This is a genomic window from Microvenator marinus, from assembly GCF_007993755.1.
GTDB classification, from domain to species: Bacteria; Myxococcota_A; Bradymonadia; order Bradymonadales; family Bradymonadaceae; genus Allomicrovenator; species Allomicrovenator marinus.
Genome location: NZ_CP042467.1, coordinates 1,811,825 through 1,838,500, shown reverse-complemented (window position 1 = coordinate 1,838,500; position 26,676 = coordinate 1,811,825). Strand labels below are relative to the sequence as shown.

At 54.9% G+C, this 26,676-nt stretch carries 21 protein-coding genes and 1 pseudogene; 10 read left to right on the top strand and 12 right to left on the bottom strand.

The window, feature by feature from the left end; genetic code table 11:
* Nucleotides 1-26 precede the first annotated feature (26 nt).
* From FRD01_RS07735 to FRD01_RS07720, 4 genes are all read right to left on the bottom strand, one after another.
* Nucleotides 27-2,681 carry a serine/threonine-protein kinase gene (locus tag FRD01_RS07735; protein ID WP_146958819.1) on the bottom strand — a complete coding sequence of 885 codons (2,655 nt, stop codon included), beginning with the start codon at nt 2,679-2,681 and terminating at the stop codon, nt 27-29.
* Nucleotides 2,682-3,526: 845 nt separating this feature from the next.
* On the bottom strand, nt 3,527-4,009 hold the full coding sequence (locus FRD01_RS07730; protein ID WP_146958818.1) for a hypothetical protein: 483 nt from the start codon (nt 4,007-4,009) through the stop codon (nt 3,527-3,529).
* 61 nt (nt 4,010-4,070) lie between these two features.
* Entirely contained in the window at nt 4,071-4,688 is a 618-nt protein-coding gene (locus FRD01_RS07725; RefSeq protein WP_146958817.1) for a hypothetical protein, read from the bottom strand.
* A gap of 57 nt (nt 4,689-4,745) precedes the next feature.
* Entirely contained in the window at nt 4,746-5,765 is a 1,020-nt protein-coding gene (locus FRD01_RS07720; RefSeq protein ID WP_146958816.1) for an NADP-dependent oxidoreductase, read from the bottom strand.
* Nucleotides 5,766-5,870: 105 nt separating this feature from the next.
* Between FRD01_RS07720 and FRD01_RS07715 the strand changes: the two genes are divergently transcribed.
* The 3 genes from FRD01_RS07715 to FRD01_RS07705 are packed head-to-tail and all read left to right on the top strand — an operon-like array spanning nt 5,871 to nt 9,156.
* Nucleotides 5,871-6,767, top strand: coding sequence for a LysR family transcriptional regulator (locus FRD01_RS07715; RefSeq protein ID WP_249756099.1), 897 nt, complete (start codon nt 5,871-5,873; stop codon nt 6,765-6,767).
* 13 nt (nt 6,768-6,780) lie between these two features.
* Nucleotides 6,781-8,148 (top strand): DUF3943 domain-containing protein, encoded by a 1,368-nt coding sequence (locus FRD01_RS07710; protein WP_146958814.1) that lies wholly within the window; start codon nt 6,781-6,783, stop codon nt 8,146-8,148.
* Complete coding sequence (locus tag FRD01_RS07705) at nt 8,149-9,156, top strand: hypothetical protein (protein WP_146958813.1); 1,008 nt, start codon at nt 8,149-8,151, stop codon at nt 9,154-9,156.
* Here FRD01_RS07705 and FRD01_RS07700 read toward each other — a convergent pair.
* Both FRD01_RS07700 and FRD01_RS07695 read right to left on the bottom strand, forming a co-directional pair.
* Nucleotides 9,153-10,154: a C5orf46 family protein gene (locus FRD01_RS07700; RefSeq protein WP_146958812.1), complete on the bottom strand. Its 1,002-nt coding sequence runs from the start codon at nt 10,152-10,154 to the stop codon at nt 9,153-9,155. The two genes, FRD01_RS07705 and FRD01_RS07700, sit on opposite strands and share 4 nt — an antisense overlap.
* 30 nt (nt 10,155-10,184) lie before the next feature.
* Complete coding sequence (locus tag FRD01_RS07695) at nt 10,185-12,659, bottom strand: S8 family serine peptidase (protein ID WP_249756098.1); 2,475 nt, start codon at nt 12,657-12,659, stop codon at nt 10,185-10,187.
* A 128-nt stretch (nt 12,660-12,787) separates the two neighbouring features.
* Between FRD01_RS07695 and FRD01_RS07690 the strand changes: the two genes are divergently transcribed.
* Nucleotides 12,788-13,852: a hypothetical protein gene (locus FRD01_RS07690; protein WP_146958810.1), complete on the top strand. Its 1,065-nt coding sequence runs from the start codon at nt 12,788-12,790 to the stop codon at nt 13,850-13,852.
* Here FRD01_RS07690 and FRD01_RS07685 read toward each other — a convergent pair.
* The gene (locus FRD01_RS07685) at nt 13,845-14,492 is read right to left on the bottom strand and encodes a YceI family protein (protein WP_146958809.1); all 648 of its coding nucleotides are present in this window, start codon (nt 14,490-14,492) and stop codon (nt 13,845-13,847) included. The two genes, FRD01_RS07690 and FRD01_RS07685, sit on opposite strands and share 8 nt — an antisense overlap.
* Nucleotides 14,493-14,670: 178 nt before the next feature.
* Between FRD01_RS07685 and tpx the strand changes: the two genes are divergently transcribed.
* A complete protein-coding gene (tpx, locus tag FRD01_RS07680; protein WP_146958808.1) occupies nt 14,671-15,165 on the top strand; it encodes a thiol peroxidase in 495 nt (164 codons plus the stop codon).
* 94 nt (nt 15,166-15,259) lie between these two features.
* The gene (locus FRD01_RS07675; RefSeq protein WP_146958807.1) at nt 15,260-15,856 is read left to right on the top strand and encodes a hypothetical protein; all 597 of its coding nucleotides are present in this window, start codon (nt 15,260-15,262) and stop codon (nt 15,854-15,856) included.
* Here FRD01_RS07675 and FRD01_RS07670 read toward each other — a convergent pair.
* The 5 genes and pseudogenes from FRD01_RS07670 to FRD01_RS07655 all read right to left on the bottom strand — a co-directional run bounded on the left by FRD01_RS07670 (nt 15,829) and on the right by FRD01_RS07655 (nt 21,639).
* The gene (locus FRD01_RS07670; RefSeq protein ID WP_146958806.1) at nt 15,829-16,620 is read right to left on the bottom strand and encodes an alpha/beta fold hydrolase; all 792 of its coding nucleotides are present in this window, start codon (nt 16,618-16,620) and stop codon (nt 15,829-15,831) included. The genes FRD01_RS07675 and FRD01_RS07670 overlap by 28 nt on opposite strands.
* Complete coding sequence (gene meaB / locus FRD01_RS07665; RefSeq protein WP_146958805.1) at nt 16,617-17,618, bottom strand: methylmalonyl Co-A mutase-associated GTPase MeaB; 1,002 nt, start codon at nt 17,616-17,618, stop codon at nt 16,617-16,619. The genes FRD01_RS07670 and meaB overlap by 4 nt, the downstream gene beginning before the upstream one ends.
* A 4-nt stretch (nt 17,619-17,622) precedes the next feature.
* A complete protein-coding gene (gene scpA / locus FRD01_RS07660) occupies nt 17,623-19,752 on the bottom strand; it encodes a methylmalonyl-CoA mutase (RefSeq protein WP_347341865.1) in 2,130 nt (709 codons plus the stop codon).
* 81 nt (nt 19,753-19,833) lie between these two features.
* Nucleotides 19,834-20,835: pseudogene (locus FRD01_RS24850) on the bottom strand (methylmalonyl-CoA mutase family protein); the annotation flags it as partial.
* A gap of 51 nt (nt 20,836-20,886) precedes the next feature.
* Entirely contained in the window at nt 20,887-21,639 is a 753-nt protein-coding gene (locus FRD01_RS07655) for an NAD-dependent deacylase (protein ID WP_146958803.1), read from the bottom strand.
* 153 nt (nt 21,640-21,792) lie between these two features.
* On the opposite strand from FRD01_RS07655, the gene FRD01_RS07650 reads away from it, so the two are divergent.
* The 4 genes from FRD01_RS07650 to FRD01_RS07635 are packed head-to-tail and all read left to right on the top strand — an operon-like array spanning nt 21,793 to nt 26,633.
* Nucleotides 21,793-22,785: a hypothetical protein gene (locus FRD01_RS07650; protein ID WP_146958802.1), complete on the top strand. Its 993-nt coding sequence runs from the start codon at nt 21,793-21,795 to the stop codon at nt 22,783-22,785.
* Between the two features lie 4 nt (nt 22,786-22,789).
* Nucleotides 22,790-24,550: a TadE/TadG family type IV pilus assembly protein gene (locus tag FRD01_RS07645; protein ID WP_146958801.1), complete on the top strand. Its 1,761-nt coding sequence runs from the start codon at nt 22,790-22,792 to the stop codon at nt 24,548-24,550.
* Complete coding sequence (locus FRD01_RS07640; protein ID WP_146958800.1) at nt 24,547-25,602, top strand: hypothetical protein; 1,056 nt, start codon at nt 24,547-24,549, stop codon at nt 25,600-25,602. The genes FRD01_RS07645 and FRD01_RS07640 overlap by 4 nt, the downstream gene beginning before the upstream one ends.
* Nucleotides 25,599-26,633 carry a hypothetical protein gene (locus tag FRD01_RS07635; protein WP_146958799.1) on the top strand — a complete coding sequence of 345 codons (1,035 nt, stop codon included), beginning with the start codon at nt 25,599-25,601 and terminating at the stop codon, nt 26,631-26,633. Before FRD01_RS07640 ends, FRD01_RS07635 begins: the two co-directional genes overlap by 4 nt.
* The last annotated feature ends 43 nt before the right edge of the window (nt 26,634-26,676 follow it).

Here is a 26,676-nt window from a genome sequence, read left to right as displayed (position 1 = left end):
CCCAAATTGTACACGTAAGGGTCCGGCTACTTGGTGGAAACTTGGAGGGTGTCGCCGGAGATTGTCAGCACGTAGTCAGTGTGCGTCTTCGGCAACACGTCCACGGTGGCGCGGAGCCGCTGCCCGAGATGCTCAACCACCACTGGATAGGTTCCTTCTTTGAGCTTGAGCCTAGATACGCCTTCGCCGTGTGCGTTCGGGCCCACGTAGAGCGTTCCGCCGGATGGCGAGACCTCCACCGAGATGGTGCCTTCTTCGCGTGCCTGCTCGTCGAGCCAATGCCTGAACTCAATCGTGCCCATATGGTCGAGCTGGGCGACTCTCTCGCTTCGCGCGTGGTCCGGGCCGTCGAACGTAATCGAGATAACCTCACCCCTCGGGAAGTTCTTTCGGAAAGGCGTTTGGCCCGTTGGCTCGCCGTTAACTTCCACGGTCAGTCCGCGGGGAATCGCCCCAAACACCACTTCGACAAAGCGTTTTGCCGCTGAGTCTGTGGCTGGAAGGTCAGCCTTGATGAGGTTTTCTGAGTCCGCAACTAGCTCCACAAATCCAGCGTAGCCAAACCGTCCTTCGCGCGTCAGCTCCACGTGGTACTCGACCCCGGCGTCCAGGTCCTGAATAGTCGCGGGTGTGCGCCCGCGCTCCTCACCGTTGATGTAGACCACGGCCTCTGGCGGTTCGGTGACGATAGCCAAGGACGCCTTTTTGTTGGTGTTCGCAGGCTTGAGTTCTACCACGCGCGGCGAGGTACTTGCGGTGCCCTGAACGCGCATATGGGCAGGCTCATGCCCGGCGAGCAGCGCGGTTACGTGGTTTTCAACGCCCTGACGAATTTGTACTTCGGTACCGCGCGTCTCCGCGAGCAGGCCATTGACCACCCAGGTGGCGCCGGGCGGATTGCTCTCAAGCGCGACGCTCACCATTTCCGGGACCGGAATCGGTTCTTCTTCCAGGAGTTCTGGGTCGATCCTTGTAGCTTCAGCGTCTTTGGTCAGCTGAGACTCGCTGTTAAGGCTTACATAGAAGATTCCAAATCCAGCCAAGACCAAGAGGAGAACCCCAATCGCCATCAGGATCGGGCCTTTTTGCTTTTCTGGCTTCCACTGAACTGGGATGTCGTCGCTAAAATCGCTTGTCGGTGCTGGCCTGGCCGCGGGCGCTGGCCGCGCTGCAACAGGCGCACCTTGTGCCTTGGGCCCTGAAGCCGTCGGTGGGTGTAGTGAAGCTGGAGGCCCCGTAGACGCGGGCTCTGTCCGCGTTAGGACCGGCTCACCTTGGGGCTTGGCCTCCGAATTCGTCGATGGACCTATTGGCGCCGGTGAACTTGCGATGTTCGATGCCTGACCAAAACTAGGCTTCGGAAGAGCAGCTGCCGGTGGTCCGGCCGCAAAACTGGGCTTCGGAAGCTCAACCTTCTTCTCAACGGGCTTTGGTGCCTCCACGGGTTTTGGCTGTGCCCGCTCAAGTTCCTGCCGAATGGCTTCTCGTGAAAAGGCGTCCATCTCCGCAGTCTGAGTCTGGTCGTCCACAGGGGGATCGAATTGTGGAATCTCCTTGGTCTCTGCTGCAGGGGCTTCTTTGGGCATCTCCACGATCAAGGTCTCATCGGGCTCATCCCAATGTGGCTTGGCAGGAGGTCGCGCTTCTTCGAGCATGCTGGATTCGAAAGAGTCCGGGCTTGAACGCAAGGTCTTCTGGTCATGAGTGACGGTCCGCGCGCTATGGACTTTTTGTTGTTCGGCAGTGACCGTCTTTGGATCCGCCAGTTCCGGGAAAAGCGTCTGCATGAAGCGCCCGATCTGTATCGGACTGACTCGCGAAGCATTCGTCTCCATCCACCCTTCGAGCTCGAGTTGGAACTCCTGGGCCGTTTGAAATCGGTCGTTCGGGTCGCGCGCGATGGCCTTGAGGATGATGGCTTCAAGGTCGCGAGGAAAGCCAGGACTCAGCACGCTCGGCGCCTTAAAATCGCCGATACTCAGAAGCCTCAGCATCTCCAAGTCAGTGTCCGCTTCATAGAGCCGGTGGCCAGTAGTCGCCTCGTAAAGAAGCACACCGAGGCCGTAGATATCGGCGCGATGGTCGAGCTCTGATGTCTCGAATTGCTCGGGACTCATGTACGAGATCTTGCCTTTGTACTGACCTTGTTTGGTGTGATGAATCCGGTCCTCAGCCCGTGCGATTCCGAAATCACAGACTTTGACGTGCCCGTCGATGGCAACCAAAACGTTTTGCGGCGAGACGTCGCGATGGACCACGCGCATGGGTTCACCGGACTCGTCGGTCTGGAAGTGCGCATGATGCAGGCCTGCCGCCGCCTGAGACACGATTCCAACCGACATGTGCACGGGAAGCGAGCCGATGTCTTTGGAGGTGTCGAGCACCGTCCTCAAATCACGTCCGTGAACGTACTCCATCACAATGTAAAGATGCTCGTCCTGCTGGCCTAGCTCGTAGACTTGAACGATGTTTGGATGGCTGAGTTGCGCGGCAATTTTCGCCTCGTCCAAAAACATGTTTCTGGCTTCGTCATCGTCAGCCATGTGTGGAAACATACGTTTGATAGCGACTCGCTTGGAAAATCCACCCAACTCGCCCACACGTTTGGCCAGAAAGACTTCTGCCATTCCGCCCGTCGCAATTTTTCGTACAAGCTCGTAGTTGCCGAAAATTTCACCCATGTCCTGCTACCCTTCGTCAGTTTGCACGGAGGCTAACACGGAGTTTCATTACATGTAACTATTCGGACACTTTGGGTAGAAAGTTTGAGTGCACTTTGCGTCTCGGGCGGAATGCACGCCCGTGCATATAGGGGCCTTCAAGACGAGCAATCATTTCTCTCGCTTTCGATATGCGGACTTCATGTGTTCTTCCGATGCGGGCATCACGTTTTGCTTGTATCTCAGTTGCCATTGAGCGCACCTGGTCAAGCCTTATCGGAGGACGTTGGTCGGGAGCCCATGCCATAAAAGGGCCAGGTCTGTGGCCTCTAATGGTTGGTTTCATCTGAACTTCAACGTCCTGAATTGTCTTTACACGGTGGGTACTCAGTGCGCCATACCGTCGATCCCTCGCCTCTTGCAGTTGCGGTCTTCTTTGCAAGGCGTCCCGAAGGTTGATGGGGCTACGTCTCTCAAGCACTTCAGCACGCTCAACTTCCAACGAGTGCAGGGTATCTGCCGCAAAAAGTGGAGTGGCCATGATGAAGCTTACGAACAAAAACCAATCCATAAAGTCCTCACTTCGCTTTCTCTAGGGGCACCCTGCGAGGCACGTGGGTGCAGTGAACTTCGAACCTTGAAAACCATTCCTCTAACGTCTGACTGTGGAATTCATTGGCTTCCCCGAGTCGAGCATCTCGTTTCGCCTGAATCTCGGTCACCTTGGAACGTATGTCGTTTAACCTAATTGGTGGACGTCGGCTACTTACGATCCGGTCGGCCCGTTCTGTTTCTATTGCGTGCAATGTATCAGCGGCAAAGAGGGGTGTCGCCAAGACCAGACTTACGTAGAGAAACCATTCCATCTAGGGTTCCTCCATTCGTGCCGCTCGTTTGGATTGCAGGTGGGTCGCAAGGTCTTCCACATCGTTCGATTTAACGAGGCTTCGTTTGGGTGTCTTTGGAGGTCGCCAGTTGATTGTGCCTGGGCCCCATTCCACGTCGGCGTCTTTGCCCCAAACGCTACTCCTTCCCGTGCCTTTCTTAGCGTTTCGTGGGCGACGGGGTACGCTGGTGATCACTTCAAGTTCCGTTAACACTTCGCGTAGACTTTCCCTGTGCTGTTGGGTTGGCGTAGATGTGCGCTTGTCACGGTCCAGTTGGATCTTGTAGTGCAGGTGGCCCACGTCTTTGAAAGTTATAGGCTTACGCTCTGAGAGTCTGATTCGAGGGTTTTCCCGAATGGAGGTAGTTGCCTCGACGTTTTCTCCGGCCTCCATCGTCTGATGATGGTCCACAACAAAGAGTGGCGTGGCGAAGATCACACTCACAAATAGAAACCATTCCATCGACGCTCCGATTTTTGACGAGATCTTAAGAATAACGACTTGAACTGGAATTACAACGAACTCATTCCTCCTCTCGCCTTATGAACGATGGGTCCTCGCCATCTAGTTGGGGAATCAAATGGATAAAGGCCCAGTCCGAAACACCTGAGTCGTCAAAACCTAAGATTCTAGAATGCCGAGGTCCCTTGATTTCCAAGAGGTGTAAGAAGTCGTCTCGGTCTTCGGGATCAATCTCAAACTGATCTTCCAGCTCTTCATCCTCGAGGAATTCCACCAATTCCTCCAGCCGTTGGTCAGGGGTCTCGCTACGAATCTTTAAGTAACAGAATTCGTCCACGATCTCTGCTCCCATGGCACTCAAGATCGAACGAAGGGTCGGCCCACCCAGATCAAACCCTCCTCCGTAGAAGAAGACCATTCGCTCTATGCGAATGAGCCTTGTAGCCTCGTCGAAGCTATCCTTAAGTAGGAATCGTGCATCCTTTCGGTGAGGCCAATCAACACCGTGACGTGCCCCGAACTCCAAGAGCGGCTTAGGAACTTCCTTAAAACCCCAAGGGTCGGGGTCTGTTTTTTCGAACTCGATGTAGGCCTTACGCAATTCACCGAGTTGCTTCTCTGCTTCGATTGCGAGCTCTACTCTGGGGAACTCCGCGGCTTGCATCACGACATGTGCCATCTTGACCTCCAACGTGCATGAGGATTAAGCCTCGGGATCGCAATTCTTGTCAATTCCCTACGCTGAAGCCACCCTCTCTAAGGGCGATGAAATGTTGGGTAGGCGACGGGGAGCTTTCGCCTCCTGGCGGACCTGAATGATGATCTCACCGCGCAGCTTTTCGCGTTCGAACGCGCGGTGGGCATCGGCACTCTTGGAAAGTGAAAAGGTGCGGATCGGAGTTGGCTTGAGCTTGGAGTTCGCAAGTCTTGAAGCGACCCACTTCAGGTCGTCGGGCTTGGACTCGACGATTCCAAAGATGGCCTTTGGGCCAGGTCGAATGGCGTTCAGAGCCATGTCTAGGATGAGTCTTAGGCTCATGTCAGACGAGACGAAACGTCCACTGGCCTTGAGCAGTTCGGTCGCACGTCTAAAGGTCCAAGTGCTGCTCGTGTCTAGGATCAGATCGTAGGATTCGAAAAGCGGGGCCTCTTCGAAGACGTCATCAGCCCCGAGTTTCTGGACGACCACGTGGTCGTCCGCCTTGCACAATCCGTGAACTACGGCGTCCAATGACTTCGCGACTTGTACCGCCCATCTGCCAACTCCCCCAGCTGCTCCAATGATCAAGACTCTAGAGCCGGCACCGACTTCGCCCAGATCCCTTACGAATCGCTTCGCGCTGATCGCTCCGTAGGGCACGGAGGCGAGCTCAGCAAAGCTGTACCCGTCCGGGGCCGTCGATAGAGTGGAGTTTTCAGCAATAGCAATGAACTGCGAGTAAGCTCCCCCGGGGCACATTCCAAACACGCGGTCGCCAACCCGAAAGCGTCTCACTTGGACTCCTACGTTTCGCACAATGCCGGCGAAAACAGTTCCGGGAATGCGGTGTTTGGGGCGGAAAATCCCCATCATGATACGCCCTGGGATCATGCCGATGCCCGGAAAGTCTGCGGCCCTCAGCCGACGGTCTCCTTGGGTAACAGTGCTTGCATAAATCTCGATTAGTACGTCGTGATCGCTGACCTGTGGCGGGTTAATCATTCCGGGGACTAGGACGTTGGGGGAGCCGTATTGGTTTTGAATAATAGCTTTCATCTGGAAACTCCTGGTTTCGAAGGCCTCATTGCCATAATGAAAGTATGGCTATGCACAGGCGCATTTTAAATTCCAAGATTTTGCAAATGTGCTATGCGTTTTTGCATGGATGAGGCGAAATCAAATTTCGACTGGAATCGGGCAAAGGCCCTGCTCTTTACTGCCGAAACGGGCTCATTTTCTGGTGCTGCGCGTGTCTTGGGTACGACACAGTCCACGATTGGTCGCCAGATCACGGCATTGGAAGAAGAGCTCGGCGTGGTCCTGGTGGAACGCATAGGCAAAGGCGTCGAGTTGACCGAAGGCGGATGGGAGTTACTCGAGCATATCAAGGTGATGGGCAAGGCGGCCGAAGGTGTTTCGCGCGTTGCTGCTGGTCAATCCGTGGCTCTAGAGGGCGAGGTCTCTATAAGCGCAAGTGAGGTGATTTCGGCATTTCTGCTTCCGCCGATCATCAATGCGATTTTGGACGCCTATCCGGGGCTCAGAATCGAGGTCATCGCGACCAATCAAACGAGCGACCTTAGACGACGGCAGGCCGATATCGCTATCCGAAACTACCAACCGAAGGATCCCGAGTTGGTGGTAAGAAAGGTTCGCGATACACGGGCTTTCCTTTATGCGACTAAGGCTTATCTTGAAAGGGTCGGAAGTCCAGATGGTGTGGAAGACTTCGGGAAAGCCAGATTCTTGGGTTTTGATTTTGACGGTCGGCTGATGGAACTTCTGAATCATCACGGAATGGGGCTTAGAGCGACAAATTTTGGTGTGGTCTCTGCTAACCAACTGGTGCAGTGGGAGATGGTCAAACAAGACCTTGGCATTGGGGTGATGATGGAGAGTGTGGGTGAGCGCGAAGAAAAGGTCGTGCCTGTGCTGCGAGACATCGTCTCATTTCCTTTTCCAATCTGGTTGACGGCCCATCGAGAAGTAAAGGCGAGCCAGCGTATCCGAGTTGTGTTTGACGCACTCCACGACGGGTTATTGATTGAAAACCGCTAATGGCAATCTAGTGATGAGCGAGATTAGGGCGCGGATACTCGTATCTGTGTTGGTTCTGTTCATGGGGATCGGGCAATCTTGGGCTGCTTCACCAGTTCACGTGGACCGGGAACTCGACGTAGAAGATTACGTGTTGCCGGCAGGTCTCATCATCTTTTCCAACCTCGTCTTTTGGGGTTGGGGCAGGCTGGTCCTTGATTCCGACTACTCAGATGTCACCCCTTCAACCATCGCAAGGAATTTCCGAGAAGGTTGGGAGTGGGACGACGATGCATTCGCTACGAACCAGTTGGGCCATCCCTATCAAGGCCAGCTCTACTTTGCGGCAGCGAGGGCGAGCGGTCATGATTTCTGGGTTTCCGGCATTTACACGTTTTTCGGAAGCCTGCAGTGGGAGTACTTCATGGAGAACGAGCTCCCATCCTACAACGACCTCATCACCACGACGTTCGGTGGCATTGCCGTAGGAGAGGCGTTGTATCGACTTTCGGCGAATCTCATGGAGCCCGATTCAAGTGGAGGCGAACGAATCGCTCGCGAGATCGGCGCCGGCCTCCTGACGCCAACCCATGGTTTGAGCCGCGTCATCAACGGCGAGGTCAATGAACACCGCGAGCGAGTCGAGGATTGGCCAAGCCGAGGGGCGATCATGGTTGGCCCAGACCTACTTCGATCTGATACCAGCACCATTTCGCTACGTAGTCTGAGGTTCGGCCTGCTCGTGGAATACGGAGAACTCCAGCAAACTTCGGACTTTCGCCCCTTTGACTGGTTTACCCTCTCGAGCTCACTGAACCTCTTTGAAGGCAAACCGCAGCGCGGTCAGATCGATATCCTGGGTCTGCTCGCCCGCTGGAAGTTCGATTGTGGAGGAACGTGTGTTCTCGGTCTGAATCAGCATTACGCGTACATCGACACGCCAATCTTCAAAGTTGGGACATCGTCTGTAGGGGCGAGTTTGATGGCGGAGTTCGAATGGCAACACTTTCGACTTCGCACGGGAGCGCACGCCGATATCATCGCCTTGGGAGGCTTCAGTTCTTTGACGTCGGCGGATTTCGCGCTGAACTATAGCCTTGGTCCGGGAGGCATGGTGCGGGCGTTTGGAGCGCTTCGATGGATGCGCAATCGCGACTCAGGTTGGTTCAATCATTTTGAACTCCGCGCCCAGAACACTCGCTACTTTCTTCGCAGCCTAAACGGATTGGACGGGAACGAGTATGCCGGCGTAACGAGCGGACATCTGCACGTTCCGATCTACGGCAACCTCGGGCTCGTCTTTGGTATCGACGTCTACGACAGACAAACCATTCCAGACGTCGGAGAGAACATATTTTCGTCCTACTACACCGAACAACTCTTCTTGCTTTGGAAACTCTAGATGACTCGTCTTTGGAAGTTTTTGCTGGTGGCGGGGATTCTGGTTCTTAGTCAGCCGGCGTTTGGTGTTGATGAGCCTTGGGACCACGACTACTTTCTGGAGCGCTCCTATTTTGTGGTCTTCCCGCTCTTTCTGAAAGGCGGCGAGAAGGCATTTCCCGTTATTGTGGAGGGAAGCCTCACTCCAAACGTCTTTTTCTATTCGAACTTGCGGGAGTTGGGCATCAAGAGCGGTTGGGCGTTCTCGGCATCGCTCGCGCCTCGGATCGATGCGCGCATGTACTTTGTGTATTCGGCACCCGTCAGGCCTCCTTCGTTTCGCCCTTCATTAAATTTCCAAGCTTTCCATCAGGACATGATGGTTGCGGGCCCTCAGGCCGTTTCAGGGAGACTCCTAAACCTGCAATTCATCGCCGAACATTATTCGAACGGTCAGTCGGGTTGCTTTCTAGCCGGTCAAGAACTTGTGGGTGATGTCGGAGAGGAGTCTTGCGAGTTTCCCGAGATGTACGACGGCCCATTGAACTCAGTAAACAAGGTGGATGGAAGTTTCACAACGAACAATCTTGGCCTGCGTGCAGGTGTGCTCTTCATGACCGAATTTGAGGGGACGCGGCTGACGCGTAGTCATGAGCTTGGATTCACGGCGATGGTCCACCTTCCTGGGCGTGGCGGAGGCATCAAGGAAGATCAGCGAGCACTCTACGGGGATTCACAATATCGCCTTCGGTATGTCTACGAAGACTTCGTGAGCGCCGAGCGAATCACGGCTGGCTATCTCAGAGTTCAAGTCGGGATTGATTACATGCAGGGCACAGGTGAGGCCGTTCAGCCTTGGTCTCTCACCACCGAGGTGTCTCGGTCCTTCGGAAGGGCGGGCGGTATCGCGCCGTATCTGCGGATGCACATGGGGCACGACCACTACAATCTTCGGTTTGACGAGACGATCTGGATGGTGGGCGCCGGTCTTTCCTGGAGCCTGCCGGACCGCAACCACTTTCGTCCCTAGGGGTTTGGGAAGCCGGACGTAACGTTGTCGATTGAGTTGACCTGACCTGTTGGCCAGGTGATTTCAGCGATGTGCCAGAATTGATCTTGCTCTAGATCGTTTTCGAGTAGGACGAGCTCGAGCTGGCCGCGAATCCAGATCGAGGCTCGGAGAGACGAAGGGCGCATTCTGAAGGCGTAAACGTAGGCACCGAAATCGTAGGCAATCGACTCTGGATTGCGGTGAATGACGTGTTCGTAGCCCCAGGTGTTCGTGTCTTGCATCAGGTGTGGGTCGTCGGCCCCCCCTGAGACTCCCCAGTCGCTGGTTCGATTACGCCAGTAGATATCCCAGGGTGCATTGTTCCACTGCCCGTTTGGGTGTTTGTAGTGAAGGTCGAAGTCCGGTCCCTGCTCGGCGTCTCCAGACCAGCTAATTTCAGCGATAAACTCAGGTGAATCCGTGACGCGAACAGTTACAAAACGTGTGTCGTAGTCATTGCAATTCGTGTTGCCGGCCTCATCCCTCACGGTCAACTCAGCCACGTATACTCCGGCAATCGTCGGAGTAAGAAAACCGTCCTGCAAGGCGCGTGGACTATCCACGGGTTGAGTGACCACCTTCCATGAGTGCTCCGCAATGGGTGCTGCGGGGCTCGATGATTCGTGGTGTAGGAGTTTGAGGGGGCGGCCATATTCCAGAGTGATATCTGAGAGTGCGCTCAAGTCGTGAGCGACCCTTGCAACGGCCCTGGCGCAAACGCCCGATTCCATATCCAGCGGGACCATATCGGGCGGTGAGTCTCCTGACTCTCCTAGGTCGATCGACGCCATATCTCCTTGGTCTTCCAAGTCGGCAAGGTCCGCGTCGTGTGGGCCAGTGTCAGGTTCGACTTGGGCGTCGGATCCGGAGTCTCGGTTGTCGGGGGGGCCGTCAGTGTTTCGATCCAGATCAGATGTGCATGCTGTGGTTAAAACGGTGCTGATGAGCAGTAGCGATAGGACGATGGTGTATTTCATTTTTTGGGTACATTTTTCTCAGACCTATGACTACCTACGGATTGGTTTGGAGTTCGGGTAAATTTTGGAGAGCCATGCTTGTACGAACAACAAGAAGAGCGCCAAAAAACCCGGGAACTCGGCGCCCACGCCGCAACCGCATCCACTCTTGGTTTCTGGAGTTGGCTCGATGACAGGCGTATCGCGTTCCAAAACAAGACCCCGCTCAATGCCTTGTATACTGCGCCCTATCACTTTGACGGTCTGAATTTCTTCTGGGATTTCGAAGCTCTTCTCCGACGTCCAGTTTCGGTCTATCGAGCCGTTATAATCGAAGTCCAAAGCGTACTCTTGGGTATCCACATCGTCTTCTATGGTCAGGGTATCCTCTGACCAATTCGCATCAAAACTCGGAGGAAGGGTGGGGCCGGGCGGCCGCTCGAAGATTGAGTCTAAGGCGAGAAGGCCCGCACCAGCCGCGTTTTCCGATGCTTCAGCAACCTCCGAGGACGCGTCGCGCAGTACACCCGCAGGATCTGAGGTTTGTGCCTCGAGGAGCAGGGCTAATGCGCCAGCGACGTGTGGTGCAGCCCCACTGGTGCCTCCAAAGGGAGCAAACCACCCAGGCGTAAATCCATTTGCGGCGGCTTCTGGCGTCAGAGCGAGCGCGGAGACCGGATTGTCCGGCGCAACCAGATCGACAACCGCCGCGCCATCGAGCCTGGGCCCGCGCCCAGATGAAGCGCGTACCCCGAGCAGCCCTTCGGAGTTAGACCCCCAGGCGCCGACCGAAATCGAAGAATCGATCACGGATGGGTAGACCACCGTCCCTCGATCCTGAGTCGGCTCAACCCATCCAATTCCCGGCTTCCATCCCGAGTAGAAGTCCGAGATTCTGCCGAAAATAACGTCTTGTTCGGTAAATCCTTCGGCACGAATCGTCCATGTTCCGAGGCTGAGTGCGCCTTCTGAGTAGACGTAGATTCGCGCGAAGGCGGTGTCTCTCTCGGTGCGCTGAAAGGTTGCCTGGATGCGGTGAGGCCCGAGCTCGACGTCTTCCGTGTTAAACGCGAGTTGCACGCTTTCTCCGTCAGGGCTTTCTACGGAAATCACCGGTAGATGGGGACCTCTCCACGAGAGTGTGATGTAGGCAATCCGAAATTCTGGGTAGTTGAGAGATTCGGAATCAGGAACGTCAAAGGCGAGCGTGGCTGCTCCGGGTTCAACGGGCACCTCCACGTGCTTGCCCGCCAGGTTCAGATTTCCAACGGGCATCACGTGCAGGATCCCACCTGCGGACGATGTGTCTACGATGTCTGCAAAAGGGCCTGACCCATCATGTGGGGCTGAGTATGGATTGGTCCATTCGTGGAGCACGATGCTGACTTCGCGCTCAAGGGCATCCTCAAGTGCTGCTACCGGTCTCGAGTCCGAAAAGTCTTGGTCGAGCTCTCCATCCACCTGAGTGACCCCGTAGACGAGAAGTTCCGCATCTGGAGCCATACCTACGCGATCGTGGAACTTCACCTGCCCTCCAGCAAGAATGCTCGCCACGCCCGTGCCATGAAATGTTCTCGAAAAGGCCTCGGACATCTCCGAGGCCGCTAGATTCTCGCCGCGAATCCAGACGGCCGACCCGTCGTCAAATCGCTCAACTTTAGATGCCCCCAGTCTCACGAGCTTTTCCTCGGGGTTCAGCGCACCATCGCCGTTGAGATCGTCTACAAGAAAGATCGGTTCTCCAAACGCTGGAGATTCATCATCGAATCCTTGAGCGGCACCGTAATTACGCGCGCCATCGCGATTCAAGTCTGCAAACAACCAGTCTTTGGCGGCATGAAAGCTACGCTCGTCGGATTTCAAGAACCGCAGCGTCTCATTGAGCTGTGGTTTGCCGTCCGAGTTCATGTCCACCGCATCGACGTCTGGGTCGAAGCTGCCGTTTTCGTTGACGTCGAGCCAGTCGAAGTAGTCTGTCGAAGCGCGGAAGAAATGAGGATGAAACGCGTCGATCCCTGAATCTAATGTGGCGATCCGCACGCCTTTTCCGGTCAACTCAAGTCCAGGAGCCCGATGGAGATGATCGGCACCCACCAATGCGAGGGTGCTCTCGAGCGGGGTCAGCTTAATCGGCGTCCAAGTCGCTTCGATTTTAGCTTGGAGACCGTCTGGAAAACTCTTGGCTTCGAACCACTCAAAGGGGATACGGACTCGCCAGACACCCGCATTAGCAGTGGATGAGAGAAACTCCCAGCCGTTGGAGGACAATGATTCGAGATCTTCCTTGGTTGGTTCAGGCGAAAAGCGAACCAGCGCGCCCACTCGATCTAGTGGGACTCTAGGGTCTAGACCGTTTCCAAAGATAGGGGAGTTGTGCCCGTATTGCGACACGTGTTGGTGAAGCACGTTGAAGGTCGGGTCGATCTCCAAACCGGATTTGGGATGTTGTGCGTGAGCAGAAGAACCCAATGCGATGAGACCGACGAGAAGCAAACCCGGGGAGTGTTTTCGATATGTGGCAGTCAAGGGCGTCTGGGTTTTGGGGTCTATGGCGATTGGATGACTAAGGTGCGGAGTTTAGCGCAAGATTGCTGAATGATTCAAAGGTCCTTCGACTAATTCGACCAACGTAGAAATATCGATAGAATGCGGACATGTCTCGATGCGACCAATGCGAATATGTGCCTCTGACGCAATACACCTCGGTGCGGGCTCAGCCGTGGACGAGCGATGATCAGGGCTTGAACTTCTTCACCTGCAAGCGATGTGGTGCGGTCACGGTACAACGCTTTGATGCGCGCACGAGTTATGGGCAGGTTTGGATGCTGGACGCTGAGGTTATGACGCTTCTACGCATGGATGCTGCTCCTCAGCGAGTTGTCGACTATCTTCTAAGCGACGACTATCGAGCGAATAGAGCTATTGGCTTTGGGCTCTTTACGGGCTGGGCCAAGCAATCGTTGGCGCTTGCAGTAGTGACGCGAGGGCTTTTGGGTGCGCTTCCGGATCGCAAGGGGCGTCGTATCATCGAGGTCCTTGAGATGATTAAGGTCGCGATGGTGGAGCTAACTCATCGCGCAAGTCTCGGCGAGCAGGTTGTGTTGCGGGATGCAGATTTCGTGGTGGCTGTCTTAGAAGGGCAGCAGTCCGCTGGCCTTCGACCTTCAGATGAGGCTCGCGCACGCATCTTGGCGCTCGAGATCTTGGAGTTGGTGGTCGATCCTCGCCTGCTGGGGGCGCTTGAGCCCGAGCATGAGAGCTATATTGAGGCGGCAATCGAACATGGAAATCTTGTGGGGCGCTCCCGATCAGAAATTTCTCGGGCGGCCAAATCGCTCGGCGATCAGGGGTTGCAGCGCCTGATTGCCGAAGGTCAATTCCTCTACGACCTCTTGGACAGGCGGCAAGCCTTTCTTCCCAAAGGAATGACCGAGGTGGTTTGGGAAGCCCTGCTCGGCACCTATAGTCGAATGAATGGCGAGCTAGGGCCAAAAGCGTTTCTGGCCCTGCAGGCATTGGTTGAGCTCCAACTCGTGCACCGCGGCCTCGAGCCAATCACTTGGCGCGAGCGCGGTCACTCGTTTTTGCATCCCCGCCACGGTTGGGTGCTTTTCATCCCGGATTTCGAGCCGCGCTTCGAGATGTACAGTGGTATCAACGAAGCGCGCCTGCTCGGCACATTTGGGATGTGGGAAGAAGTCGAGCGACTGATTACTTAGGGAAGTTCAAGGTGAGCTTCATAAGGACGTCGTCCTTGATAAGGTCATCAGCCTTTCCTTTGTACTCGATACCGAAATCGAAACGCTTGAGGGTGAACTCCGATTGAGCCTTCACGCCAGAGTCCGAAACTTCAACTTTTGCAGGAATGGTGATGGTTTTGGTCTGGTCACGAATGGTCATGTTGCCAGTGATTTCGTGAGTTCCGTTGTCAGAAGGCTTGGCTTCGATTTTGGTTGCTTCGAATTTTGCGGTTGGGAACTTCTCAACACTGAAGAAGTCGTCTGACTTCAAGTGCTCAGTGAGTTTGTCAGCGTCGGAGTAGATGCTCGTGGTGTCTGCGCTGACTTCAACCTTGGTGAGGTTTCCGTCTTTGTCGAGCTCAGCCATACCCGAGATTTTCTCGAATCCGCCGGTGTGGTCGCCCGTAACCTTTGCACCAACCCACTCCACTTTGGAGTCTGGGCCGAGGTTCAATTTTGTGGTCTCGCCAGCCTCAGCCGCCGCTTCTTCAGTTTTTTCTTCAGCCTTTTCAACGGCTTGTTCGGTCTCTGCAACTACGGCTGCTGGCTTGTTGTCGATTTCGCTCTTACACGCAGAGATGGTGAGTCCGAGAGCAGCTAGTACAAGAAGTTTCTTCATTTCTTTACCTTCCTTCAAAGGTTTGGGTGTTCGTGGTTTACGCCAAAAATTGGCGGGAACTCAGATGCGCGCACCGTACTCTAAGTTTCAGAAAAAATGCATCTTAGTTTTTTGTGGTGGCATCCAAGCCACGTATTGGAAAGTTCTTAGAACTCAAGACTTCTTTAAGGAGGAAGCAATGGCGACTATCACACTCAAAGGTAATCCATTTCATACCAACGGCGACGTACCTGCGACGGGCGCTACCCTGGCCGATGTCACGTTGACCAGTGGCGGGCTCGAAGACACTCAGTTGAGCAAGTTCAGCGGTACCCGCATTCTGAATATCTTCCCGAGCATTGACACTCCCGTGTGCTCCGCGTCGGTTCGAAAGTTCAACGAGAAGGCGGCAGCTATCGATGGCGTCACAGTGCTCAATATCTCGAATGACTTGCCGTTCGCGATGAATCGCTTTTGCGGTGCGGAAGGTATTGAGGGCGTTCACGTGCTCTCCGGATTCAGAAGCGATGCCTCAAAAGAGCTCGGTTTTGAGATCACTGACGGGCCGTTCAAAGGGCTCTTTGCTCGCGCCGTTGTGATTTTGGATGGGGCAGGCGTGGTCAAGTACGTGGAACTCGTTCCAGAGATTGCACAAGAGCCCGACTACGATGCTGCGATTGCTGCACTGAGCTAAGCTGCCTATTCTCTTGGCGCGGCCGTCGAGTTGCACGGCCCGCCATTTCACTTCATACTTTGGGGCGATGAGATGAACCTGAGAAGGAGTGATTATGAATGTGTATCGAGTCCTTTTATGTTCGGCAGTTCTACTTACCTTTGGAGTTGGCGAGGCCTCGGCTCTCGGCTTTAAACTGCAAGCCAATGTGTCCGGTGGTATGGCCGCCGTGGACCAAGATTCCAGTTCCGCGGGTACGGATGTGGAATTCGGCTCGGGCTATGGTGGCGGGTTCGGGGCGAACTTCTTGCTCGACTTTGGTGGCTCATTAACGGGGCCGTACGTCAGCTACGCGGCGTCAGCACCACACGAGTCCGGACCGCTCGACTTCACATTTCGGAACACGACGTTCGGTGCCATGGTCAAGCAAGAATGGGCTATCGTCATGTTCCAAGCGAATGTGGGGTATGCCACGGGTAGTGTAGAAACGGAGGTCTTTGGATTCACGCCGAGAATTGACTCAGAGGGCGTCAACGTTGGAGTTGCTGCGGGTCTCTCACTTCCCATCATTCCCATGATCCTGGGCCTCGATATCGCGCCATACGTCCAGTATTACAGGCTCTGGCCGGAGGATAACGAGGAAAACATCCGCGCAGCTCACTACATTCAGTACGGCATCATGCTTCAGGTAGGTCTTGGGCTTGGGACCTGAGCGGCAATCTCCATGGCCTGAGTCTTTTGCGGATTATGCCCACCCGTCTCAAACCATTGAACCTCAACGCCTAGTAGCTCGGCGAGCTCTTCGACCCTTTCTGGCTCGATAAGGCGGTCGTCCTTCGCGTGAAAGATGGTGCGGGGTTGGGCGATCAAACGCATATTTTCAGCCTGTCTTTCCCAAGACCAGTTCGTCAAACACTCAAGAACCCGTAGCGAATCTCTATCAGTCATGTTCTTGAAGCCCATGCTTTCCATCGCCTTTGTGAACCGAGGTAGAAAGAGTCGCTGTGTGGTCTTGGAAGCCAACGCAGCCCGCACAAGCGGCATCGGAGGCAATTTTCGATACCCTCGATGCGGACTCAAGCTGACCGGCGAGATGAAGACAAGTTCTGTGACGCGCGTAGGGTATCTGGCCGCTACTTCTGCCGCATAAACAGACCCAAAGGAATGAGCCATCAGGACCGCGCGCCCACCAGCCACTTCGTCAATAAAATCTACCAGGGCATGCGCGATTTCTTGAGGGCTCGGTCCGGCTGCACGGGTAGTTTGACCGAACCCTGGCATCTCGAGTCGAATGAAGCGCCCTTCGAACTCGATTTCATTTAAGGCCCCTTCGAGCCACCTAAAATCGCGCACGGACCCGGGCAGTCCATGAATGGCGATGATAGGAACCGTGTCGTCCTCCGGTCCGAACGAAGTAAATGACCACCCTTTGTGGAGGGTGGGCGACTGGTCCGATGGTGATTTTGGGAGTGTCATGCGTCACGTGTTCCAAAGAATATTTTCAGTAGGCGGTCTGCGGCCCCGGTCGGATTGATCTGACCGGTTCGAACGGGGTCGACGAGCATCGCTAGCTCCTCTTGCACATCCGGATTTGCTTTGAAGGTCTGCAAGAGTTCGTCCTCGACCAGCGACCATAACCACGACTGGTTCTGTTCCGCACGTCTCAACGAAAATGCGCCAGATGCCCTCAAGGTTTCTCGATGTTCAATGACGGTGTCCCACACCTTCTCGATGCCGTTTGACTCCAAGGCTGAGCATGTCAACACTGGCGGATGCCACGCGGCATCCCGAGGCGTGAACAAATGAAGGGCGTTCTTGTAGTCGCGTCTGGCGCGGTCGGCAGCACTGAGGTTCTCGCCGTCCGCTTTGTTGATCGCCAGGATATCCGCGACCTCCAAAATACCCTTCTTGATGCCCTGAAGTTCATCTCCTGCACCGGCGAGCATCAGGACCAGAAAGGTGTCCACCATGTTGGCAACAGTAGTCTCGGACTGGCCCACGCCAACCGTTTCCACAAGCACCACGTCAAAGCCTGCCGCCTCGCAGACCAAGAGCGACTCTCGGGTTTTTCGGTGTACTCCGCCAAGTGAGCCCTGTGACGGCGATGGCCTGATGAATGCCTCGGTCTCTTGCGATAGCCGCTGCATCCGCGTCTTATCCCCGAGAATGCTACCGCCGCGCACGCTGCTCGACGGGTCCACGGCGAGGACCGCCACGCTGAGGCCGAGTCCGTTGATGAGGTGCAATCCCAACGCTTCAATAAACGTGCTCTTGCCCACCCCGGGAACGCCAGTGATACCGAGCCTGATTGCGCTACCTGTGCGTGGCATGAGCTGGTCAAGCATGTCGTGGGCCATCTCCCGGTGGTCTGCGCGATTGGACTCGACGAGCGTAATCGCCCGCGCTAAAACTGCACGGTCACCCGACTCGACCCCCCGAACGTAGTCTTGTACATTTAGCGATTGCCGTTTCAAAAGCTTATCCGTTAAATCCCAGCCGTTCACTCAGGATGTCGATCAATTCCACGGCAGCGTCTGCGATGACGGTTCCAGGACCAAAGATGGCAGACGCCCCAGCGTCTCGAAGCGCCTGATAATCGTCAGGTGGAATCACGCCACCCACCACAATCAAAATATCTTCGCGCCCAAGGACTTTGAGTGCGTTGACGAGCTTCGGCACAAGGGTCAGGTGCCCCGCGGCGAGCGAGCTCACGCCCACGATATGAACGTCGTTTTCAACAGCCTGTCGTGCCGTCTCTTCAGGCGTCTGAAAGAGAGGGCCGATATCTACATCAAACCCGATATCCGCAAACGCGGTTGCGATGACTTTCTGGCCACGGTCATGTCCATCTTGACCCATTTTGGCCACGAGAATTCTAGGGCGCCGCCCCTCCGATTTTTCGAATTCGAGGACCTTGGCTTCGATTGTATTCAAAGACTGACTCCCTGTTTCGATTTCCTTCTTGTAGACGCCTTGAATGGTCTGTGTGGTGGCATGATGCCGTCCGAAGACGTCTTCCAACGCCTGGCTTATCTCACCGAGTGTGGCACGGACTCGAGCCGCATCAACACTGAGTTCCAAGAGATTTCCTTGACCACTCTTTGCAGCCTCTCGCAACGCCTCCAAGGCCTTGTCTACGGCGCCCTGATCCCTCTGTTCTCGCAGCTTCTTGAGGCGCGCGATTTGTGAGTCCAACACGGCTGAGTTATCTACCTTGAGGATAGGGATCTCCTCGTCGCTGCTCTCACGATATTTATTGACGCCAATGATAGGTTGAGCGGCCGTGTCGATCCGAGCCTGGGTGCGCGCTGCGGCTTCTTCGATCCGCATTTTCGGAACGCCTTTCTCAATGGCACGTGTCATGCCGCCAAGCTCGTCGATCTCTGCGATATGTTTGCGGGCTTTTCGAATGAGTTCGCCCGTCAGGTTCTCGACGTAAAGACTGCCGCCCCAGGGGTCGACCACCTGAGTCGAGCCAGCCTCGTGTTGCAAGAAGAGCTGTGTATTTCGGGCGATGCGCGCACTGAAGTCTGTAGGTAGCGCGAGCGCCTCGTCCAGGCTGTTCGTGTGCAAAGACTGGGTATGGCCATGTACGGCTGCCATGGCCTCAAGTCCGGTGCGCACCACGTTGTTGAACACATCCTTTGCCGTCAAGCTCCAGCCCGATGTTTGACAATGTGTCCGCAACATGGACGATTTCGGGTCCTTCGGACTAAATTCCTGCATCAACTCAGCCCAGAGCGTTCTCGCCGCTCTCAACTTGGCCACCTCCATGAAGTAGTTCATCCCGGTGGCAAAAAAGAACGAGATTCGAGGCGCAAAATCGTCCACATCGAGCCCGGATTTTACGCCGGTTCTCACGTATTCAATACCGTCTGCGAGTGTGTAGGCGAGCTCGAGGTCTGCCGTAGCACCAGCCTCTTGCATATGGTAGCCCGAGACACTGATCGTGTTGAATTTTGGCATGTTTCGTGCCGCAAACTCAAAGATGTCCGCGATGATTCGCATGGAGGGCGCAGGCGGGTAGATATAGGTGTTTCGCACCATGAATTCTTTAAGAATATCATTTTGAATGGTGCCAGTGAGCGCTTTCATCGGCACACCTTGTTCCTCTGCAGCCACGATATAGAGGGCCATGATTGGCAAGACCGCTCCGTTCATGGTCATCGAAACGCTCATCTTATCCAGAGGAATCTGGTCGAAGAGAATCTGCATATCGAGGATGGAGTCGATAGCCACGCCGGCCATCCCGACGTCTCCACTGACTCTCGGATGGTCGCTATCGTAGCCGCGATGCGTTGCCAGATCGAAAGCGATTGAGAGGCCTTTTTGTCCCGCGGCGAGGTTTCTTCGGTAGAACGCGTTTGAGTCCTCGGCGGTGGAGAAGCCGGCATATTGTCGAATGGTCCAGGGGCGCCCAGAGTACATGGTTGCGTACACGCCGCGCGTGAATGGAAACTCGCCGGGTGCGCTACCGAGGTGCGTCTCATTTCTGACGTCCATAGCCGTGTAGCTTTCGCGGCGTTGAATGCCTTCTGGAGTATCTTTCCGGCCACTCGTCGACTTCTTTGGCTTCTTGTTGAGGTGCCGGTACGTGGTCTCGAGCAGAACGGATGGGTTCGCTGGCTCCCCGTCAGCAAGCTCAGGTACGTTCAATGCAATGGGGTTCAGGTCGTCTACGTAGAGAAACTTCGTCGGGTTTTGTGGTGGTGCGGGGTCGGCTTGGAACTTCGTAACTCCCACGATCACGCGGTCCTCGTTGCGTTGCGACTCCCTATCTTCCACAACTTTCGAGGCGACCCACGACAGGCCTGCTACCGAAGAAATTCCGCCGCGCTCCTCGATGTTCTGAGCCATTTTCCAGGCGCCTTCGGCGAGCTGCTGGGTCATCTCCTCAATATAGCCAGAACCCGATGCCGGGTCCTGAACCCAGCCATCAAGCCATCCTTCACTCCTCAAGATATGGGGCGTATTGGCACAGACCCGAATTCCTGTGTCGCTAAGCGCATCTGCCCGCCAATCGTGCGAAAAAAGTGTCACCGAATCAGCCTCTGCGATGAACGCGCTAGTCCCCGCAACGCAAGACCTCAAGGCGTTTGTCCAAGGGTCTTGGTGAGTGAGCACGGTCTCAGATTGGAGCGCATGAATCGTGAAATCAGGTGCCAGCCCGGCATTGCAATAGAGGGAGTTTAGTGCACTTCGCAATGCTCTAATTTTGGCGATATTCAAGAAGACATCAGTCCCAAGCCCTATCCAGACTTTAAGTTGATATGCTTGATGCCTGAAGCGCTCAGACGCCAGAGCCAGTGCGTAAGCGAGCTCGGTTGTGGGCAGTGCACCATAGAGGTGCAAGAGGTACGCGAGCGCGTTTTCAGAGGCATCGGTAGGGTTGGCTGAGCCGCCCTCCAGAACATTGGAGATATTCGCCGCGATTGGGTCTGTTTCCTGGTTGATCTCAATGAGCAAAAGCCCTTGCTCGGTGATAGCCTTTTTCAGCGATTCGGGCAGAGGCTCGGTCGCGAGCAGGGTTGTGTAATCCCGACTCTTGAAAATCTGAATCTGGTCGGGCTTCACACGCGAATCGACCGCAGGGATAGCCTCGGTTAGGCCCCCACCGATAAATCGAGCGTTCTCTGGATCATCTGAGTAGATAAGTTTGAGAGGAAGTCCGGCTTTATTTGTGGTTGGCATAATTTCTCACAGGAGAAGACTTGGATTTCGGGCCCGACCTTAATGCATCGCCTAGTTGTGTGGAAGCAAAGAAGGCAATAGCTCGCCGGCCTTACCCCTCAGGCTGATATCGAATTCAGAGGAGAATTGCGAGGGGTCGCGATTGACCTCCATGGTCTTCGCGCCTGCGCGTTTCGCGTCAAACAACCAGCCCGCGACCGGGTAGACGTTGCCGCTGGTGCCGATCGAGATGAAGAGATCTACGTGGCTCAATTCCTCTGCCGCCCGTTTGAGCGCTGCTTCAGGAAGGAATTCTCCGAACCAAACGACTGCTGGCCTTAAGAAGCCGCCATCGGCAGATGGCAGCGGGTGTTGAGGAAAGGGGCTGGGAAGGTCGAGCGTTTCCTTTTGGGTTTTAGTGCAGCGCCATCTCAGCAATGAGCCGTGGACTTCGATGATATCGGCCGTGTTTGCGCCTGCTTTTTCGGCAGCCCTGAAGTGAAGCCCGTCCACGTTTTGGGTCAGAACTGTGACCCGTTTCCCCGCATGTTCCGCCCAAATCTGGAAATTTGCGATGGCCTCATGGCCGGGGTTGGGCTCGCACGCCAGCACTTTTTCGCGGCGGTCTTCGTACCATTTGGAGACGAGTTCAGGTTGTCGTTGCCAGGCCTCTGGTGTGGCCAATTCCTCTGGAGAATAGTTTGACCAGAGTCCCTCAAGTGCGTCTCGAAAGGTGGGGATTCCGCTTTCCGCTGAGATTCCTGCACCGGTCAAAACGATGATGTTCTTTGCCTGCTCGATCCATGTTTTTAGTTGGTCACTCATCCTAAATCCGGGGTGTTTTGAAATCACAGGTGTGACAGTTTGGCTCAAGGGTTTGTCGTGAAGCACCATATGTTCTAAAAAGTCTGTTTTGGAATAGAATTTGCTGCATCTACAGTCAGTTGGGCCATGAATCGTAACATGGGATGAAAAGAGATGAATGCACGACTCATTTTGATGTTGATAGCAGATGCCATAGCCGTCGGGGTGGTGTTCTGCGTGTCGATATGGAGTTTTGGTTCTGCGGAGGTGGCGAGCGCATTGGCGACGGCTGAGGCGCACGGATTCCTGGAACAGAACACCAGAGAAATTCTACTCCATCTTGGGCTTTCGGCGTGTCTTTGGGCCATGGCAAGGCTGCTCATGATGCAGATTGGGCGCCTGCACAAACAACGATCCGAGCCGCGGGTGGTCAAACTTAGTCGTGGCACAGTCCTGACCGAGACCTTGATCGTTTTCCCCGTGTTTCTCCTTCTACTTTTTGGATTGTTGCAGCTCACCATCAATAACACGGCCGCCATGTTGACGAGTCTCTCGGCATTTCAGGCGGGTCGTACGGTTTATCTCTGGCAGCCTGAAACCACGGGCTCGAAGAGAAATGGCGGACTGACAGGTCCTCAGGTGGCGGAGCGGGCCCGAATTGCGGCAGCGAGCGTTGTGACTCCGACGGCTCCCTCGATGTTTCGTGAGTCGTGCGATACCTCGCCTCAATTCGAGGCGAAGTTGGCAGCTTTTGCGAGCGTGGGGATTGAAGGTGTCGGCACAGGAGTGGGCCTTTCCGTGAGCGCCATCAAAGGTCTGGCCGGTGCGCGTTCTATAGGCTCCAACCGCAACGAAACCATCGTCAAGGGTTATGATAAGGACGCCTTTGAGCTACGCGGTCCGCTCAAATTCTACGTCGCCTACTGCAATACCGAGGCAAGCTACTCGGTCTCCGGTGGCAAGATCAAAACGGTGGTTCACTACGACTTAAAACAGGTCATGCCGATGGTCGGATTTATCTTCGGCGAGCGTCGCGGACTCGAGGCTTATACGCGGATTTCACGTGCTTATGAGCTTCCGACCCAAATCGAGCCCAATCCAACGCCTCCGCGCTCATTCTTGAGTTTCTTGGGCGGTGGAATCAACCCATTCTCGTCCTGGGAGTAGTCGAATGAATACCCTAACGAGTCGAATACACACGCAGCTCAAGCGCTTCCACGGCAATCAGGACGGGGCTATCGCGCTCCTCTGTTTAGCTGGCCTTCTTATCATCTTCATGAGCACCATGATGATGTGGGATGCCGGTAAAGGTGCCCGCGACAAGATCGAAGTTCAAAAGGGGGCGGACGCAGCTGCACTAAGTCAAGCTACGGTTAAAGCGCGCTCTATGAATATGATCGCGTATACCAATATCCAGAAGCGCATACTTTATGGGTACAACACGCTCTATATCGCGGCATTCTTAGCGCTCGTGGAGGCGTCGGCTTATTATATGGCGGTTGCTGGGATTAAGGCTGCCAAAGCGGTCAAGACGCTGCCAGCGTGCGTGACCATCGTGGGGTGTGCGATTCCGATTGCCAACGCCTATCAGGCGATTGTGAACGCGATAGAAGGCCTCAAAGGGGTGGTGCAACTCATGTTGGAGGTGGTTGAGTTCATTGCCATCAATGGAGGCCGCCTTTACGGCCTCGGAGCCGGAGGCGATGAGGTGGGGCGCTCTATTCGTGAGGTCGCTGCACTCGATTATTACCAGGGTTATATGAAGAAGATCGCCCCGTGGTGGGGCTGGGGTGAGGCTGTCACGCGCGGTATGCGAAACGGGGCAACTCTAGTGGGAACCGCGCCAATTCCTGAGGGTGATGCGACTCGGCTTCGCGAAAAAGTGCGCTTTGGCCTCAATGCCATCAACGGCATTTTTGGTTCAACGGTGCCGGCTCCTGACGATATTTTCAGGATGACCAATGAGAAGGATAGCCTGCCGATCGAACAGATTCCGGATGCTGCCTCATTTGGGCCTCTCGGCAGCATTGGGGTTCCCAAATTTGTCTCTCACGCCAAGCTCTGCGGCGGTATGCTGACCTCTCCGGAATTCTGGCTTGTGCAGTACTATCACGACCACTGGCGAAACGGGAAAAGTGAGGGTTATTGGCGAGATACTTCCGCGCCATCAGGAGCCAAGATCGCGCCGCAAACGCTGGTGACAACGCTTGAGATCATGAACCTTCCGCTCGGCTGTGTGGTCTCGGGTCTGACGCTCGGTCACGAGGTGCTTCCTTATGAAATCAAGGTGAGTGTTTCGACCAACCCCATTTCTGGAATCTTGGGAAGTGAGACGCCGGATAAATGGCTTCGAGCCACACAGAATGTTGTGGTCGGCTATAAGCACGGGGATGGTCGCAACGCCAATGATGGTGGGCGCCAGAAGCTTCAGTTTATGGAGCAGGACTATTCGATGGGTGCCAGAAAGGTACTCTTCTCAAACGAAGGATATTGGACCATTTCAAAGAGTGAAATGGTCTTCGATAAAGGCATCGCCGGTAGTCTGGCGGCAAATATGAGTGGGATTAATCAGATCCCACTCGCCGGTCAGATCTTTGGATATCTCGCGAACCTTCTGAATGAGCCGAATATGTGGGAGCCGCATTGGACCTCGCGCTTGAGACCTCTCGCTCTGCCAAATGAGACGGAGTCTTTGGACGATTTGGACAAGATTTACCACGACGCTCTCGCGTTCATGATTCCTCTTGCTCCACTCGCCTATTTGTACGGAGAGGGCGCAAGTTTCCCGGATCTGAATTCTATGACGAACCTCTCAGGGCAGCTTGGGCAGGGGCTTAACTATCTCACGGGGATGGCGAATGACGCGTTCTATATGGAGCGCGCTACGGACCCGTATACTGTGGACAAACAACACGACGGGTTTGAAAAATGAAGTTTTTTAGACGACTACGTGTGTGGGATAACGAGGATGGCGCGACGATGACTGAGTTTGTCATTACGTTGCCGATCTTCGTAATGAGTTTTGTGGGGATTCTTCATCTGCATGGGATTCAAGACCTCGCTATTCAAGGCCAATCTACGGCGTATGCACGCGGCATGGAGCATTTCAAAGAAATCCAGACGGATTGGATCCCTTTCGACTGGGTGATCCATCCGATTTCGGGTGCTGGTCGAGCCGTGGTTTACCATAGCGAGACGTCGAGCGGCCGAGATTTGGCGGCCGATGCCGTGTTTGATTCGGTGCCGATCGGTGCGGGCCATATGATGGAGTCATATTCGCGGGCGCTTCTCGCCGGTCCCCCTTCGGACACCGCGCAGACCATGGAGATCGAGCCTGCCAAGTTGCATATGAGCGTGCCCTCCGTGACGTCTGAGATCGAGACCGATTTTGGAAATCAGGTCACGTTTACCAACGATTGGAACTCGGACCTGGTGAACCTAGGTGGGTTTGATAACGGCCAAGGTTGGACGGGATTCGTCAACGGGTTCCTCGACACGGCGGGCGCACGTCCAGCCCTTGCAGCGGGCTTAAGGTACGGAGTTGCTGAGGGTAAATTTGACGAGACACGCTCGTTTATGGGGCGTGATTGGAAGGTTGAGACCTATCAACATATCGCTGCGCCGACTCGTCCTACGTCCAAGTGGATTAGTTTTGCCGTGGCACGCCTCTATTTGGCTGATGACGAGGCCTACAATCATAAGATGCTCGCCTTTGAGATGGATCTGAGTACGTCTGCAGATACAGGTGACACGGAAGATTGTATGAGTCAGATGGAGGGCATTACGAGCGGCTCTTTTGGTCTTAGCGACGCCATGGACTCTATGGACCTTCTCCGAGATATTCGGGGCGGCGGGGCGTGCGGTGGGGCCAATGCCTCGAGCGCAGGCGGCAATGTCCTCGATTTCTTCAATAATGTGATTGGTAACGCGGGTGAGTTCTTTGAGGGACCTGTGCCCACGAATCCAGCGAGTATAAGCCCATGAAGACATTTTCCACTCTTAAAGTATTTGGCAAACTCGGGCTCGCCGGTGCGATTATCGCCGGTGTGGCAGGTGTGATGCTCGTGACCCAGCCTGATGGTGAGGTTTCTGAGGCGGAAGCTGATATCGCTACATTCACGACCACTAAGGCGCTCTACGATGAAGACTTTGCCAAGGTCGTGGAGAGTAGCGGTCTTAAACCGAAGCCTTATGAGCTCAATGGGCAGCTCGTGTATTTTGCAGTCAATTATACCGAACGCTCTCCGACCGAGATTCTAGAAGCTTATCAGAAGCGTTTTGTAGAGGCTGGGATCAACAAGAAGGAGTTTCTGGAGGTCCCTGAGGGTAAGTACAAGCGCACCCTGGATGATTTTGCCTCACTTGATCCCAAGCGCATCAATCTCAACGAAGACGAGCTCGATTATAACGAGGCGATTCTCAATGGGGGCGTGGTTCCGCTCGAGAGACGCGAAGGCTACGTGGCGATGGGCGGCATGGTTCCAAAGGACGATCGGCATGATTCGCTAGAGGAGCTCTTTGCGGATTGGCAGATCGATCAGATCGACAGGTTGGGCACAAAGATGGGTGCGTGGCGCTTCATTGATGCTCAGGCTCTCGGGCCTAATTACACGCGTGTTACCAGCATGTGGAGCGGGGATAACACCAATTTCGAGGCTATGGGTAACCCTCAAAAGGCAGGTGTGAACCCGATCATGGAGACCCCTGTGTGTATGGGGTGTTCAGTGGGTTCGCAGATGAAGAGCCTGGATAAATCGCATCGCTATCGGATCGGCCATTTCTACGGTGGTCGCTCGACCGACGATCTGGTGGGTTTCTACGAAACAGCCATGAGAAGCCGCGGATTTGAGCTTTCTGACGGTTCAAAAGCCGTTGAGTTTGCGCGTGCTTATATCGGTGGGGTGCCAGAGGGTAAGATCATGTCGTTCAGTCGCGAGGGGCTCGATGCCTTTATTGCGATCGCTCCAGACACAAAACTTGGTGAAACGAGTGTAACTGTGGTGGAGGCTTTCTAAGTTGCTGATGAGAATTGGTTTTTCGTGAGGTCTCGCCGTTTTG

Coding starts and splice junctions, on each gene's coding strand:
- FRD01_RS07720 (WP_146958816.1), bottom strand. CDS start 5,765: ATGAAAGCTATTATTCAAAACCAATACGGCTCCCCCAACGTCCTAGTC.
- FRD01_RS07700 (WP_146958812.1), bottom strand. CDS start 10,154: ATGAAATACACCATCGTCCTATCGCTACTGCTCATCAGCACCGTTTTA.
- FRD01_RS07715 (WP_249756099.1), top strand. CDS start 5,871: ATGGATGAGGCGAAATCAAATTTCGACTGGAATCGGGCAAAGGCCCTG.
- FRD01_RS07640 (WP_146958800.1), top strand. CDS start 24,547: ATGAAGTTTTTTAGACGACTACGTGTGTGGGATAACGAGGATGGCGCG.
- FRD01_RS07705 (WP_146958813.1), top strand. CDS start 8,149: ATGACTCGTCTTTGGAAGTTTTTGCTGGTGGCGGGGATTCTGGTTCTT.
- FRD01_RS07730 (WP_146958818.1), bottom strand. CDS start 4,009: ATGGAATGGTTTCTATTTGTGAGTGTGATCTTCGCCACGCCACTCTTT.
- FRD01_RS07690 (WP_146958810.1), top strand. CDS start 12,788: ATGTCTCGATGCGACCAATGCGAATATGTGCCTCTGACGCAATACACC.
- FRD01_RS07685 (WP_146958809.1), bottom strand. CDS start 14,492: ATGAAGAAACTTCTTGTACTAGCTGCTCTCGGACTCACCATCTCTGCG.
- FRD01_RS07635 (WP_146958799.1), top strand. CDS start 25,599: ATGAAGACATTTTCCACTCTTAAAGTATTTGGCAAACTCGGGCTCGCC.
- FRD01_RS07645 (WP_146958801.1), top strand. CDS start 22,790: ATGAATACCCTAACGAGTCGAATACACACGCAGCTCAAGCGCTTCCAC.
- FRD01_RS07710 (WP_146958814.1), top strand. CDS start 6,781: ATGAGCGAGATTAGGGCGCGGATACTCGTATCTGTGTTGGTTCTGTTC.
- FRD01_RS07725 (WP_146958817.1), bottom strand. CDS start 4,688: ATGGCACATGTCGTGATGCAAGCCGCGGAGTTCCCCAGAGTAGAGCTC.
- FRD01_RS07650 (WP_146958802.1), top strand. CDS start 21,793: ATGAATGCACGACTCATTTTGATGTTGATAGCAGATGCCATAGCCGTC.
- FRD01_RS07655 (WP_146958803.1), bottom strand. CDS start 21,639: ATGAGTGACCAACTAAAAACATGGATCGAGCAGGCAAAGAACATCATC.
- FRD01_RS07675 (WP_146958807.1), top strand. CDS start 15,260: ATGAATGTGTATCGAGTCCTTTTATGTTCGGCAGTTCTACTTACCTTT.
- FRD01_RS07670 (WP_146958806.1), bottom strand. CDS start 16,620: ATGACACTCCCAAAATCACCATCGGACCAGTCGCCCACCCTCCACAAA.
- tpx (WP_146958808.1), top strand. CDS start 14,671: ATGGCGACTATCACACTCAAAGGTAATCCATTTCATACCAACGGCGAC.
- FRD01_RS07735 (WP_146958819.1), bottom strand. CDS start 2,681: ATGGGTGAAATTTTCGGCAACTACGAGCTTGTACGAAAAATTGCGACG.